This is a genomic window from Clostridium sp. SHJSY1 (genome assembly GCF_031626875.1).
Lineage (GTDB): Bacteria > Bacillota > Clostridia > Clostridiales > Clostridiaceae > Clostridium.
Genome location: NZ_JANDMF010000020.1, coordinates 20,348 through 33,829, shown reverse-complemented (window position 1 = coordinate 33,829; position 13,482 = coordinate 20,348). Strand labels below are relative to the sequence as shown.

General features: G+C 30.1%; 11 protein-coding genes. 3 read left to right on the top strand and 8 right to left on the bottom strand.

From position 1 onward, the window contains the following. Window positions 1–107 precede the first annotated feature (107 nt). The gene (locus NNC19_RS10680; protein ID WP_310938639.1) at window positions 108–1,676 is read left to right on the top strand and encodes an alpha-amylase family glycosyl hydrolase; all 1,569 of its coding nucleotides are present in this window, start codon (window positions 108–110) and stop codon (window positions 1,674–1,676) included. A gap of 70 nt (window positions 1,677–1,746) precedes the next feature. On the opposite strand, the gene NNC19_RS10675 is transcribed toward NNC19_RS10680, so the two are convergent. Continuing rightward, window positions 1,747–2,529 carry a class I SAM-dependent methyltransferase gene (locus tag NNC19_RS10675; protein ID WP_310938638.1) on the bottom strand — a complete coding sequence of 261 codons (783 nt, stop codon included), beginning with the start codon at window positions 2,527–2,529 and terminating at the stop codon, window positions 1,747–1,749. Window positions 2,530–2,692: 163 nt separating this feature from the next. Between NNC19_RS10675 and NNC19_RS10670 the strand changes: the two genes are divergently transcribed. Then, complete coding sequence (locus NNC19_RS10670) at window positions 2,693–4,000, top strand: glycoside hydrolase family 18 protein (protein ID WP_310938637.1); 1,308 nt, start codon at window positions 2,693–2,695, stop codon at window positions 3,998–4,000. A 124-nt stretch (window positions 4,001–4,124) separates the two neighbouring features. Here the strand turns inward: NNC19_RS10670 and NNC19_RS10665 are convergent, their stop codons facing one another. Beyond that, window positions 4,125–4,361 carry a hypothetical protein gene (locus tag NNC19_RS10665; protein ID WP_310938636.1) on the bottom strand — a complete coding sequence of 79 codons (237 nt, stop codon included), beginning with the start codon at window positions 4,359–4,361 and terminating at the stop codon, window positions 4,125–4,127. Window positions 4,362–4,532: 171 nt separating this feature from the next. On the opposite strand from NNC19_RS10665, the gene NNC19_RS10660 reads away from it, so the two are divergent. Continuing rightward, window positions 4,533–4,712, top strand: coding sequence for an H-type small acid-soluble spore protein (locus NNC19_RS10660; protein ID WP_310938635.1), 180 nt, complete (start codon window positions 4,533–4,535; stop codon window positions 4,710–4,712). 58 nt (window positions 4,713–4,770) lie between these two features. Here the strand turns inward: NNC19_RS10660 and NNC19_RS10655 are convergent, their stop codons facing one another. The 6 genes from NNC19_RS10655 to NNC19_RS10630 all read right to left on the bottom strand — a co-directional run bounded on the left by NNC19_RS10655 (window position 4,771) and on the right by NNC19_RS10630 (window position 13,305). Next, window positions 4,771–5,400, bottom strand: a complete 630-nt coding sequence (locus NNC19_RS10655; protein ID WP_310938634.1) for a TetR/AcrR family transcriptional regulator — start codon at window positions 5,398–5,400, stop codon at window positions 4,771–4,773. Continuing rightward, the gene (locus tag NNC19_RS10650; RefSeq protein ID WP_310938633.1) at window positions 5,393–6,592 is read right to left on the bottom strand and encodes an MFS transporter; all 1,200 of its coding nucleotides are present in this window, start codon (window positions 6,590–6,592) and stop codon (window positions 5,393–5,395) included. Before NNC19_RS10650 ends, NNC19_RS10655 begins: the two co-directional genes overlap by 8 nt. Window positions 6,593–6,732: 140 nt before the next feature. Continuing rightward, the gene (galU, locus tag NNC19_RS10645; RefSeq protein ID WP_310938632.1) at window positions 6,733–7,590 is read right to left on the bottom strand and encodes a UTP--glucose-1-phosphate uridylyltransferase GalU; all 858 of its coding nucleotides are present in this window, start codon (window positions 7,588–7,590) and stop codon (window positions 6,733–6,735) included. A 30-nt stretch (window positions 7,591–7,620) separates the two neighbouring features. Further along, window positions 7,621–9,963, bottom strand: coding sequence for a glycosyltransferase family 39 protein (locus NNC19_RS10640; RefSeq protein ID WP_310938631.1), 2,343 nt, complete (start codon window positions 9,961–9,963; stop codon window positions 7,621–7,623). Window positions 9,964–10,015: 52 nt separating this feature from the next. Further along, window positions 10,016–10,984, bottom strand: a complete 969-nt coding sequence (locus NNC19_RS10635) for a glycosyltransferase (protein WP_310938630.1) — start codon at window positions 10,982–10,984, stop codon at window positions 10,016–10,018. Window positions 10,985–11,145: 161 nt separating this feature from the next. Then, window positions 11,146–13,305, bottom strand: coding sequence for a glycosyltransferase family 39 protein (locus NNC19_RS10630; protein ID WP_310938629.1), 2,160 nt, complete (start codon window positions 13,303–13,305; stop codon window positions 11,146–11,148). Window positions 13,306–13,482 lie beyond the last annotated feature (177 nt).

The window sequence follows — 13,482 nt, the reverse complement described above, 5'->3', positions numbered from 1 at the left end:
CTGTTATTATTTAACTTATGGAAACTAAAGTAACATATCTGTAACATTGTATATACTTAATTTATTTTTCTCCAATTATAAAAATCAATTAAGGAGTGTGAGTGTTAATGCAATCTAAAATTTCTTCATTACCATCAACAAATCAATATGGTCCTATTCTTCATGCTTTTGATTGGTCCTTCAATACAATAAGAAATGAATTATCTAACATTGCTGCAGCAGGTTATAAGTCCATCCAAGTTTCTCCTGTGCAAGGAACAAAAGAGACAAGCACTGATCCAACTAAATGGTGGCTATTATACCAACCTACTAATGAATCTATTGGAAATATTCAACTTGGGACTTATGATGATTTTAAAGCTCTTTGCTCTGAAGCAAAAACATATGAAATTTCAATAATTGTAGATGTAGTAATGAATCATATGGCTGGAACTGGTGATTCCCTCTCATCTGATGTAGATTCTAATTTTAAAAACTCCACTTATTATCACCAGGAAGGCCAATGCACTGATTGGAATAATAGGCATGATATAACTCAAAAAGGTATTGGCATGCCAGATTTAAATACTCAAAATCCAGAAGTTCAGAATAAAGCAATCTTATTTCTAAATCAATGTATCGATGCTGGAGCTGATGGTTTTCGTTTTGATGCTGCTAAACATATTGAAACAAATATAGGATTAGATTCTAATCAGTCTTGGGCAGGTAATTATTGGAGCAATGTATTAAATAATTTACACAATAAATCTAATCTATTCATATATGGAGAAATACTTCAAAGTGGAACTGTAGATAATCTTTCAGGTTATGAATCTTTTATGAATATTACAGCCTGTTCCTATGGATATAATTTAAGAAGTGCACTTTACTCAAATGACTTAAGTTCTCTTGGTAGTGATTCAACTGGTCTGCCTATTAATAAATCTGTAACTTTTGTTGAAACTCATGATACTTATGAAGATGGCACAAGTAAAAACCTATCAATCAGTCAAATAAAACTTGGTTGGGCTATTGTAGCTAGTAGGAATAGTTCAACACCATTATTCTTTGCAAGACCTATCAGTTCAATTGGTGCTGAAGGTGATTCATTATGGAAAGATGCTGATATAGTTGCAATTAATCATTTTCACAATAATATGATTGGTGAAAATGAATATTTAAGATGGACAAATAATAATTCTACTATGCTTATTGACCGTGGAAATTCTGGTACTATAATTGTAAATTGTGGTTCAAATAAATATATAAATTCACCTACTAATTTGAAAAATGGAACTTATTCCAATGAAGGTAGTACAAGTTGTTCATTAACTGTTTCAAATGGAATACTCTCTGGAAATATACCTGAAAATTCTGTTATAATTCTTAGTACTAATATAACAAATTTAGATACAGTTTCATGGAGTCCTACAAACCCAACTATTAATGAAACTATATCAATAACTTACATTGCTACTGGAAGACCACTGCAGAATTCTACTACTGTAAATATTCATTGGGGTTATGATGGATTTAAAGATTTTACTAATACCCCTATGACTTATTTAGGAAATAATCAATGGAAAGTAACTTTAACAATCCCACCTAATGCCACAACTAATTTGGATTTATGCTTTACTACTGGATTAACTTGGGATAATAATAGCAATAAAGATTGGCACTTGCATATATATTAGGATATTGAATTAATAAAGGAGAATATTAAGAATTTATATTAAATTCTTAGTATCCTCCTTTTATTAATAGCTACCTTTTTTGACCTATATATAAAAAGTGTTGACTTGTACCAATTAAATTTTCATCTGTACTTAATCGAAAACCTACATCAATCCATTTATTATATTGCTCTTCTTCCAGTAAACATATTTCTTTTTCCTTACACCCTAAAATATTTTCTACCCCAGCAAAAACTAATTCTTTTATATTATAATTAGACAGAAACTTTCTAGCTTCCTTTGGTCCTGAAAAATATGCTGTGGTAAATCCATCTTCCTCTTTATTCTCACCATTTTCTAAATATTTAAATAGATCATTAATCTCTTTAATTTTACAAAGATATGTAAGATTATCTTGAATTGGTGCATATTTAGAAATAAATGATACAACAATAATGCCATCAGATTTTAATAATCTTAATGCATTTTTTAAAACAAGTCGTCTATCATCTTCTTTTATTAAATGATAAAGTGGTCCCATTAATAAAATCACATCATATTTCTGATTGTATTTATCTAACTCAAGAGCATTCCCATGTATATATTCTTCAAGTTCAATATTAAATTCTTTTGCCTTTGTTTTGGCTACTTCTATATTTTTCTGTGACAAATCTAAAAGTGTAACCTTATGATCCTTCTCTGCCAAATAGAGAGAATACCTACCTGGTCCACCACCTATATCAAATATTTCAAGATTTTTTCCTACAATAAACTTATCAAGATATCTTTTTGTAATATCAAATTCTATTTTATGATAATCTAGACGTTCCCATTCATCATAAAGATTATCATACCAATTTTGAATTCCATTCATTTTCATTCCCCCATTAAGTATATAATTATCTAAAATTATAATTCTTTCTTTAATTTTAGTCCATTATTTTCCATTTATTTTTTTGTTTATTATCACTATATAGTACAAATCTATCGTAAATTCATATAATGTTATGATAACTTTATTGCTAAAAGGAGATATTATGCAAATTCATGTTATCCAGCCTGGACAAACATTGTTTGGAATAGCAGAGGCTTATGATTCCACAATTTCAGAAATTATGTTGACAAATAAAATCATAAATCCTAACGCTTTAGTTGTAGGTCAAGCATTAGTAATTCCAATAGCAGGTCATTACTATTGGGTTCAGCCAGGTGATACTTTATATATTATTTCAGGATACTTTGGAATAAATTATCAAGTACTTGCTAAGATAAATGGAATAGCTTTAAATACTTCACTACAAGTGGGCTTAAGATTATACATTCCACCTGCTCCTAAAATAAATACAGAAATAAATGGATATATCCAAACAATAGGTGGAAAAGTTCCTTCAGAATTAGCTGAATCAAATGAAAATATTGCACCACTTTTAACATATTTAGCTCCATTTAGTTTCCAGATTCAAAGGGATGGTTCCTTACAACCACCTCCTTCTCCTGAAATTCTACCTAAACTTAAAAATATTGCTGCAAAAAACAATGTAACTTTAATGATGGTATTTACTAATATTGAGGGAAGAACCTTTAGTACAGACCTAGGAAGAATTATTTTAACAGATGAGCAGGTGCAAGATAATTTAATTGAAAATATAATTTCTACAGCAAAACAATATGGCTTTAGAGATATACATTTTGACCTAGAATATTTACCTATTAACTTAAAAGAAAATTATAATAATTTTTTAAGAAAAGTTAAAGCACAAACTTCAAAAGAAGGATTTTTATTATCAACAGCTCTAGCGCCAAAATTAAGCAATACTCAAAAAGGATTATTATATGAAGCTCATGATTACAAATCTCATGGAGAAATTGTAGATTTCGTTGTTTTAATGACCTATGAGTGGGGATATACTACTGGCCCTCCAATGGCAGTATCTCCAATTGGTCCAGTTAGACAAGTAATTGAATATGCTTTAACTGAAATGCCTTCTTCTAAAATAATGATGGGACAAAACCTTTATGGCTATGATTGGACATTACCTTATATCCCCAGAAAAACATATGCAAAATCACTTAGTCCTGATAGAGCTATTGAAATAGCAGCTGAAAATAATGCATCAATTAATTATGACTATAATTCGCAAGCTCCTTATTTTAATTATAAAGATGTAACAGGAAATGACCATATAGTATGGTTTGAAGATGCACGTTCTATTCAAGCTAAGTTTAATCTTGTAAAAGAACTAATGTTACGTGGTGTTAGCTATTGGAAATTAGGACTTTCTTTCCCTCAAAATTGGTTACTTATACAGGATAATTTTGATGTAATTAAAAACTCAACACCTTAAATTAAGTCTATATGTACAAATTTATTTATATATTGGCAAAACAGGTAGTTCATTTGAGACTACCTGTTTTTATGAATATTTTACTATTTAATTTTCCTTCTTACTAACTGCTTCCTTAAATGCTCTATAAGCAAAAATCTTTAATTTTTTCTGTCTTTCTTTTCTCGAAGGTTGTGTTAACATTAGGATATTTTTTCAGTTCTTTATCTTCCCTAATTTGTATTGCAATTTCTGGATTTACAGTAATAAGATGAAATGTCTTATTATTGTATCCTGATATTCTTCTATCAATTAAATCAACTGTTTCCTTTAAATTTAATTTTGAAAAATCTATCCCTAAAATACTTACTTTATTATCCATATAATCCTCACCTTCATAACTTAAGTTCTTAATTACTTTTCCTTAATAATCAAACCTACAAATTATTATATACATATATTTCAATGTAGTCTATTTTCTCTGAAGAATATTTAATTTAGACTTAGCAAAAACTATAGCTGTTACTAAAATAATGAAAGGAGGATTTTCACTATGGATAAAGAACGTGCAAAAGAAATCGCTTCCTCACCTGTTATGATTGATGTAACTTATGATCAAACACAAATTTATATTGAAAGTGTAGATGAAAATAAAGACACTGCTTGCATACATCCTCTAAAAAAACCTGCAATAAAGAAAGAGGTATCCTTACAGGATCTAATAGAAAATTAAAAATAGCAATGGCTATATTTTATTATTTAAATATAGTCATTGCCTCTTTTCTCCATTGTTATTCCTTAATTGAATCTATAATCATTTCAACAACTGGAGTTGTAATATCATCAAATTTTATACCATTTTCAATTCGAAACTTAGAATAGCTCATTCTTTGCAATAATCCAATCATTGTATTAAAAATATAATACCCTGTCTTTATTGAATTCAAATCATTTTTTAATGAGCCATCTTCCTTGCCAATATTAATTACAGGAATAATAAAATTATTACTTTCTTTAATAATAAATTCTTCATATTTTTCTTGTAATTCCTTATTTGAATCATATTCTTCATAATAAAGATCAAAGAGAATAATAAATTTCATTTCTTTTTTATATTTCTTTGCATAATCGACCCAAGAATAAAGCATGATTTTTAACCTTTCTATTCCATTAAAATTAACCTCATCTTTATCTTTAATAAATTGTGTCATACTATTTAAAATATCTATTTGAACTTCAAATATTAAATCATCTATGGTCTTAAAATTTTTATAAAAAGTTACTCTACTAATGCCTGCTAAATTACATATGTCTTTAATATTAACATTCAAAAAATTATGCTCTAAAAACAATTTCTTTCCTGCTAAAAAAATTTCTTCACGATTTTTACTTCTTAAATCTCCATGCCATGAATCACCCATTACTGATTACTCCATCCTTATTTAAATTCTTTTCTCCCCTAATAAAAATTATAGTTCCAAGAAGAATAAAAGCACCTATAGTATATGGCAAATTAATATTTTTATCAAATAAGTTCCCAGCTAGTACAGGTCCAATTACATTTCCAATACTTGTATAAGTATTATTAAGACCTGACACAAATCCTTGTTCATCCCCAGCCTCATTTGAAAGCAATGTATTTACTGTTGGCCTCAAAAATGAATTAAATGTAAAGAAGATAGCAGAAACAACTAAAAGATATAAAAAATTAATTTTTAATAACATTAATAATAGAGCACACGATGTCATTACTAAGGAAAATCTAATTAATTTATACTCTCCAAAACGTTTAATCATTTTATCTATAAGCCCCACTTGAATTATTATTCCAATTACAGCTCCTAATGTTATAAGTATAGAAATATTTTTAGATGTAAATTCATATTTCTGTTCTACATATAATGAATAAACTGTCTCATAGTTTACTAAGCCAAATGTCATGACAAATATAAGTATTAAATATTTAAAGTATGGAGCATGAAAAGAATATATAAATTGTTTTAAAATTGATTCCTGCTTTTTATATGATTTTAATGAATTTCTTTTTTCTATAGTTAATGTCTCTGGCAATATAAATGTCAATAAAGTTGCTATAAGACCTAACCCTGAAGCAAAAAAATATGGAACTCTCACTCCAAGTTGAGCTATAATGCCCCCTATTCCAGGACCTAATACCATTCCTAAATTCATAGAAGCACTTAAATAACCCATTCCTTTTGCACGAGTTTCTTTTGTAGTCATATCTGCTACATAAGCAAGTACTGATGGAACCATAATTCCAAGTCCAATTCCTCCAATAAATCTTGCTATATATAGCAGTAATAATTCATGAGATATTGCAAACATAAAATCAGAAATAACTGTAAGAAATAATCCTGATAAAATCATTATTTTTCTGCCATACTTATCTGAAAGTCTACCTCCAATAGGTGAAAATATAAATTGAGCTGCTCCAAAGGCTGCAACTAAATAACCAGCTGCTGATCCTGCAGCATCAAATTGTTTCAAGTAGTCTGGTAATATTGGAATTACCATGCCTTGTCCCAATAATGCAATAAATAAATTTAGCATTAATATCAATAAAGGATACATTTTTTTATTTAAAATATACATGATTATACCTCCATTTTATTTACTCTTTGTAAATAGTTTACTCAGTGTAAATCATTATATATTTTTTTCTTCTTTATGTAAAGCATAAAAATACCCAAACAAAATACTTTTTATAGCATTCTGTTTGGGTAAAGTTATTACTAAATACCTGCCATATATGAAATAAGTTTATCTCTCAATTCCTCTCTCTTTAAAGCATAATCTATAGTAGCTTGTATAAATCCAAACTTATCTCCAACATCATATCTTTTTCCTTGAAAACAGTGAGCATATACAGCTTCTTTCCTAGCTAATTCTTTTAAAGCATCAGTTAATTGTATTTCTCCTCCTTTTCCAGGTTCAATCTTTTCAAGCACATTAAATATATTAGGTGTTATTATATATCTTCCCAAGATAGCTATATTGGTTGGAGCTTCTTCTTTGTTGGGTTTTTCTACCATATCTTTAACTTTGTAAACATTATTTTCAATTTCAACACCATCTACTATACCATATTTATCTACATTTGATTTATCAACTGGTTGTACTCCTAATATTGTAGTTTTATATTCATCATAACAATTCATCAATTGCTTAAGACAAGGTGTTTCACTGTCTACTATATCATCACCTAACATAACTGCAAAAGGCTCATTACCAATAAATGTTTTTGCAAGACTTACAGCATGACCAAGTCCTCTTGGTTCTTTTTGACGTATATAGTATATATCAGCTAGATTGCTTATATTTTGCACTAATTTAAGCAATTCTTCTTTATCCTTATTTTCAAGTTCATCTTCCAGTTCTACTGATTTATCAAAATGATCTTCTATAGCCCTTTTACTTCTTCCAGTAATTATTAATATTTCTTCAATACCTGAAGCAACAGCTTCTTCTACTATATATTGGATTGTTGGCTTATCTACTATAGGTAGCATTTCCTTTGGTTGTGCTTTTGTAGCTGGTAAAAATCTTGTTCCTAGCCCAGCTGCTGGAATCACCGCTTTTCTTACTTTCATACTTAATTCAATCCCTTCTTATTTGTACTTTTATTTTTGGCTATCAGTATAAGCTTTTAAATCATAAAGGCTTCCACTATCCATACCACCAAACCCTTGGCCACCTTGAGCTGAGTTTTCTCCGTCTTTGCTCATTTCATTTTCTGTCTCACTATTTTGTGTTGAATTTGATTTATTTCCACTATTTGAGTTTCTATTAGCACTATTTTGTTTTGAAGCTTTCTCATTTGAACTCTTTGAATTAGAAGTTTTATTACTTTGTGTAGATTCCTCTTTATTTCCATTCATTTGATTTTTTTCTTGATTATCGGAATCGCTTGAAGAATCACTCCACTCACTGCTATCTACTAATGTTCCAACTTCCTTAACCCAATTCATAATATCGCTTGAGCCTCCACCTTGTCCGCCAGTCATTACATATCTAATCTCACCATTTTTAGCCAACTCTTTAAATTCATCTAAAGTAATTACCTTGTCTGTTCCAAAGAATCCTCCAAGAGCCATTACAGATTCATCTGTTTTTATTATTATCTCTGATGCATTACCATTAGTTGAAGATGTTACAAGAATATATTTTTCATTTGTTTTATTCTTTAATAAAAAGTCTATTAGTTTTGAACTACTTGAACTATCAGAAGAACTGCCACCCATACCAGGTCCTCCTTGTCCTTCTCCAGACATTAAGCTAAATCCAGCTGATGGGAAAGTTCCACTTTCAGTGTAGAATAATGTAGTACCAGAACTTACTGTTGGTGCAATTAATAATCCTATTAATGCTACAGCAGCTAACACTCTTTTAAGTTTTATTGCTTCTTTCTTAATTAAGTTCAAGATAGCAAATACTATAGCAGATCCAAAGCATAATATTGCAACTAATATTATTAATATCTTAGCAAGATTTATAGAGTTAGAATAACTTGAAAGCAATAGCACTTCAACTGCTCCATCTGAAGCTAAAGCTACTGGTAAAAACCATGCTTTCCATCCACCTTCTTTATATAAATTCCACATGGAAACTGTTCCAATTCCAAATAATGCTGATATTGGTGGAGCAAGCATTGTTAGATAATATGGATGATATAATCCTGTTGTGAAACTAAAATATGCAAATACAGGAACTAACCAAGCAAACCATAATACTAATGCTTTTTTTCTTTCATTATCAATTGGCAACTTTAACTTTTCTTGAATGGCTGCTGCTATAAATCCAATGAAAGCTATTGGAAATAACCATATAATTTGATCAGATAAACCACTAGTTGTAAAAAGTCTTGTTATACTGGCTGCTGTTCCTTGTCCTCCCATTTGTCCATTACTTTGTCCTCCTCCTGGACCTCCTTGACCACTTGGCCCTCCTTGACCGTCTTGGCTTCCATTAGGACCACCTTGCATTTGACTATTATCTCCATCTTGATCTGGTGGTGTTTGCATTTCACTAATATTTTCATCACTACTTTGTGATCCACTTTGAGATTGCATCATTTCACTATTACTTCCATCTTGTCCTGGTGGTTGCATTTGACCACCTTCACCACTAGGTCCACCTTGTCCTCCAGGACCTCCAGATGAAGATGAACTAAGTCCTAATCTTTCTAATCCATTATGTCCAATTATAAGTTCCATTTCAGTATTATTAGTACTACTTCCTACAAATGGTCTATCTGTAGTTGGAACTAAATCCACAATAAAAGCCCAAGCAAAAGATACTACTACTAAAAGAACCGTTGACAGGATTAAATGTAAAATTCTCTTTTTTACTGATACTGTTTTTGATATTAAGTATGTTAAATATATAGCCGGTGCTACCATATACGCTTGAAGCATTTTTATATTAAATCCAACACCTATAAGTGCTGTACTTATTAATAAATATGATAACTTTCCTTTTTCAGCAGCTTTAGTTAAAGCTACACAAGCTAATAGTAATGCTAAAACAAGTAAATTATCACAAGTATTACTTTTACTATCTGCTACAAAAACTGGTGTAACTGCAAGTGCTAATCCTGAAATTAAACCTGCTGCAGTTCCAAAGGATTTTTTAACTAAGTGATATATAAGCCCAACTGAAATTAATCCTGCAAGAGCTTGTGGTAAAATTATACTCCATCCACTATATCCAAATATTTTAGCTGAAATAGCCTGTATCATAAACCCTAAAGGTGGTTTATCAATAGTTACAAATCCCGTTGGATCAAAAGATACAAAGAAAAAATTCTTCAAGCTAGTTGTCATGCTCTTAACCCCAGCAGCATAATACTGATTTGCATATCCTTGAATACTTAAATTACCAAAGTTTAGAATTCCTGATAATATTAAAATTACCCCTAACATTATCCTTTCTTTCGTCAGTTTTATATTTTTTAATTTTTCCATTATTATTACCTCCAGTTTTACCATCTAGTTAATTAAACTTATATAAACTTTATTACTTACTAACTTCACAAAGTTTCTTAGCTTTTTCCTTTTTTACAATGTCATCTATTATATATAAAGGTCTGTTTTTACTTTCATCAAATATTCTGCCAATATATTGCCCCATAACCCCAATACAAATGAACATAAATCCAAACATAATTATATTAATTGATAAAACAAAACCTAAATTTAATATATTAATATTATTTACTATGTCGTCTATTGTTGTACCAACGAATGTTATACCTCCTATACCTAATAATAATGCTCCAATATAACTTGCTATCATCATTGGCTTAAATGAAAATGATGTTATACCATCAAAAGCTAACTTTAACATCTTCTTTAATGGGTATTTAGTTTCCCCTGCAAATCTTTCTTGCCTTACAAATTCAACTGATGTTTGCTTAAATCCAAGCCAGCTTACAAGTCCTCTTACAAATCTATTTTTTTCTGGTAGAGAATTTAAAGCATCACATACCCTTCTATCAATCAATCTAAAATCTCCAGTATCTACAGGAATATCAACTGTTGTCATACTTTTTAAAAGTCTATAGTAACTTTTTGCAGTAACCTTTTTAAAGAATGTTTCTCCTTCTCTTTTAGCTCTCTTACCATAAACTACATCGTATCCTTCTTTCCACTTTTTAATCATATCTAACATAACTTCTGGTGGATCTTGAAGATCCGCATCTATTACAATAACTGCATTTCCTTTTGCTATTTCCATCCCTGCTGTTATTGCAGGCTGATGTCCAAAGTTTCTTGAAAAATTAATAAGTTTTATGTTGCCATCATTCTTACATATGTTTTCAGTTAATTCTTTTGTTTTATCCTTACTTCCGTCATTTACAAATACAATTTCATAAGTTTCTTTTGTTGTATCCATAACTTCTTTTAATCTTCTGTAGCTTTCATTTATCACTAATTCCTCATTAAATAGAGGTACTACAATTGAATACATTATTTCTCTTTTCATATACATTCCCTCATTTCTCCATACAAGTTACTTTAACTTAACTTGCCTTTCTATGTTTTAAATTATATATAGGAATTGTTGTGCTAATATCAAAAAAGTATGTGAACTTTGTGTGATAAGAAAATAGCAGAGTCAACACTATTGTTAACTCTGCTATTTCCTTAATTTTGACTGTCTGTATAAGATTTTAAATCATAAATGCTTCCACTCATTCCAAACCCATGTCCCATTTGCTTTTGATTTGAGTACTCCTTATCTTTGCTCTCTGTTTCAACATTTGAACTGTCTGAAGCATCGCTCCATTCACTACTATCTACCAAGGTTCCAACTTCCTGTACCCAATTCATAATATCACTTGAGCCTCCGCCCATTCCACCAGTCATTACATATCTAACTTCACCATTTTTAGCTAACGCTTTAAACTCATCTAAAGTAATTATTTTATCACTTCCTGAAAATCCTCCAAGAGCCATTACTGATTCACCTGACTTAATTATTATATCTGCTGCATCATTACATGAGGCTGTTACAAGAATGTATTTTTCATTTGTCTTGTTCTTTTGTAAAAACTCTATTAACTTAGAACTACTATCTGATTTAGCAGAGTCACCACCCATTCCAGGCCCCCCCATTTGTCCTTGCTCAGATAAAGTACTTAATCCAGCTGATGGCATACTTCCTCCACTATTTTCTTTGAAAAGTACAGTTCCTGAACATATTGTTGGTGAAATAAAAATTCCTATTAATGCAGTAGTAATTAAAACTCTTTTAATCTTAATATCTGCATTTTTAATTAAATTTAATACACCAAGTGCTATAGAAGATGTAATTCCAAATACTGCAACTACTATCATAAGAATTTTTGCAAGATTTACAGTACTATAATAATAAGAAAGTAATAATGCTTGTGTTCCTCCAGTTACAAGAAGTGCTCCTGGTAAAAACCATGATTTCCTTCCACCTTCTTTATATAAATTCCACATAGAAACTATTCCAATTCCAGATAATGCTGCTATTGGCGCTGCAAGCATCGTTAAATAATAAGGATGGAATGTTCCTGTTGTAAAGCTGAAATATATAAACACAGGACTTAACCATGTAAACCATAATATTAATGATTGTTTTCTTCTATTATCTATTGGGAATTTTAACTTTTCTTGAATAGCCGCTGCTATAAATCCAATAAAAGCTATTGGGAATAACCAAATTACTTGATCAGATAAACTATTATTAGAGAAAAGTCTTGCTAAGCTGGCAGGTTCACTTCCTCCAAACATTCCTCCCATACCTTTCCCACCTTGTTTTCCTTGTCTATCTTGCCCATCTGGAAATCCTTGCATTTGCCCACCTTGGCCTCCATTAGGTCCCCCTTGCATTTGTTCATTATTTCCATCTTGATCTGGAGGTGATTGCATATTCCCATTTCCACCTTGAGGTCTTCCTTGTCCTTGCATCATTTCACCGTTCTTATTTCCATCTTTGCCTGAGGTTCTACTGCCTCTTGGTCCACCCATTGAGGATTCACTAAGTCCTAATCTTTCTAACCCATTATGCCCAAGTATAAGTTCCATTTCAGTATTATTCGTACTACTTCCTACAAATGGCCTATCTATAGCTGGAACCAAATCCACAATAAAAGCCCAAGCAAAAGATACAGCTATTAAAACAACTGTTGACACAATTAAGTGTAGAATTCTTTTTCTAACTGTTACTGTTTTTGATATTAAATATGTTAAATATATAGCTGGCGCTACCATATATGCTTGAAGCATTTTTATGTTAAATCCAATACCAACAATAACTAAACTTAATATAAGATATGATAACTTCCCTTTTTCAGCTGCTTTAAATAAAGCTATACATGCTAATAATAATGCTAGTACAAGCAAATTATCACAAGTATTATTTCTACTATCTGCAACAAAAACTGGTGTTACTGCAAGTACAAATGCTGAAATTAACCCAGCTGTAGTTCCAAAAGATCTTTTAACTAAGTAATACATAACACCAACTGAAATTACTCCTGCAAGAGCTTGTGGTAAAATTATACTCCACCCACTATATCCAAATATTTTTGCTGAAATAGCCTGTATCATAAACCCTAAAGGCGGCTTATCAATAGTTACAAAACTAGCTGGATCAAATGACACAAAGAAAAAGTTCTTTAAGCTCATGGTCATACTTTTTACTCCAGCAGCATAATATGAATTTGCATATCCTTCAACACTTAAATTTCCAAAATTTAAAATACAAGATAATAATATTATTAATCCTAAAATTACTTTTTCTTTTATAAATTTAAAATCCTTTAATTTTTCCATCTTTTATTTCCTCCTAACTACCTTATCTCCAAATCCCTACATTTACATACTAAAATTATTAAGTTTATTTAATTTCAAAAAAATTCAATCAACTTTCTTACTTATAATATTGATTATATAAACCAATTGTAGTATCAATGTCAAAAGATTATGTGAACAATATGTGATAAAAAAATA

Coding starts and splice junctions, on each gene's coding strand:
- NNC19_RS10655 (WP_310938634.1), bottom strand. CDS start 5,400: ATGGGTGATTCATGGCATGGAGATTTAAGAAGTAAAAATCGTGAAGAA.
- NNC19_RS10665 (WP_310938636.1), bottom strand. CDS start 4,361: ATGGATAATAAAGTAAGTATTTTAGGGATAGATTTTTCAAAATTAAAT.
- NNC19_RS10650 (WP_310938633.1), bottom strand. CDS start 6,592: ATGTATATTTTAAATAAAAAAATGTATCCTTTATTGATATTAATGCTA.
- NNC19_RS10640 (WP_310938631.1), bottom strand. CDS start 9,963: ATGGAAAAATTAAAAAATATAAAACTGACGAAAGAAAGGATAATGTTA.
- NNC19_RS10680 (WP_310938639.1), top strand. CDS start 108: ATGCAATCTAAAATTTCTTCATTACCATCAACAAATCAATATGGTCCT.
- NNC19_RS10660 (WP_310938635.1), top strand. CDS start 4,533: ATGGATAAAGAACGTGCAAAAGAAATCGCTTCCTCACCTGTTATGATT.
- NNC19_RS10675 (WP_310938638.1), bottom strand. CDS start 2,529: ATGAATGGAATTCAAAATTGGTATGATAATCTTTATGATGAATGGGAA.
- NNC19_RS10670 (WP_310938637.1), top strand. CDS start 2,693: ATGCAAATTCATGTTATCCAGCCTGGACAAACATTGTTTGGAATAGCA.
- NNC19_RS10630 (WP_310938629.1), bottom strand. CDS start 13,305: ATGGAAAAATTAAAGGATTTTAAATTTATAAAAGAAAAAGTAATTTTA.
- galU (WP_310938632.1), bottom strand. CDS start 7,590: ATGAAAGTAAGAAAAGCGGTGATTCCAGCAGCTGGGCTAGGAACAAGA.
- NNC19_RS10635 (WP_310938630.1), bottom strand. CDS start 10,984: ATGAAAAGAGAAATAATGTATTCAATTGTAGTACCTCTATTTAATGAG.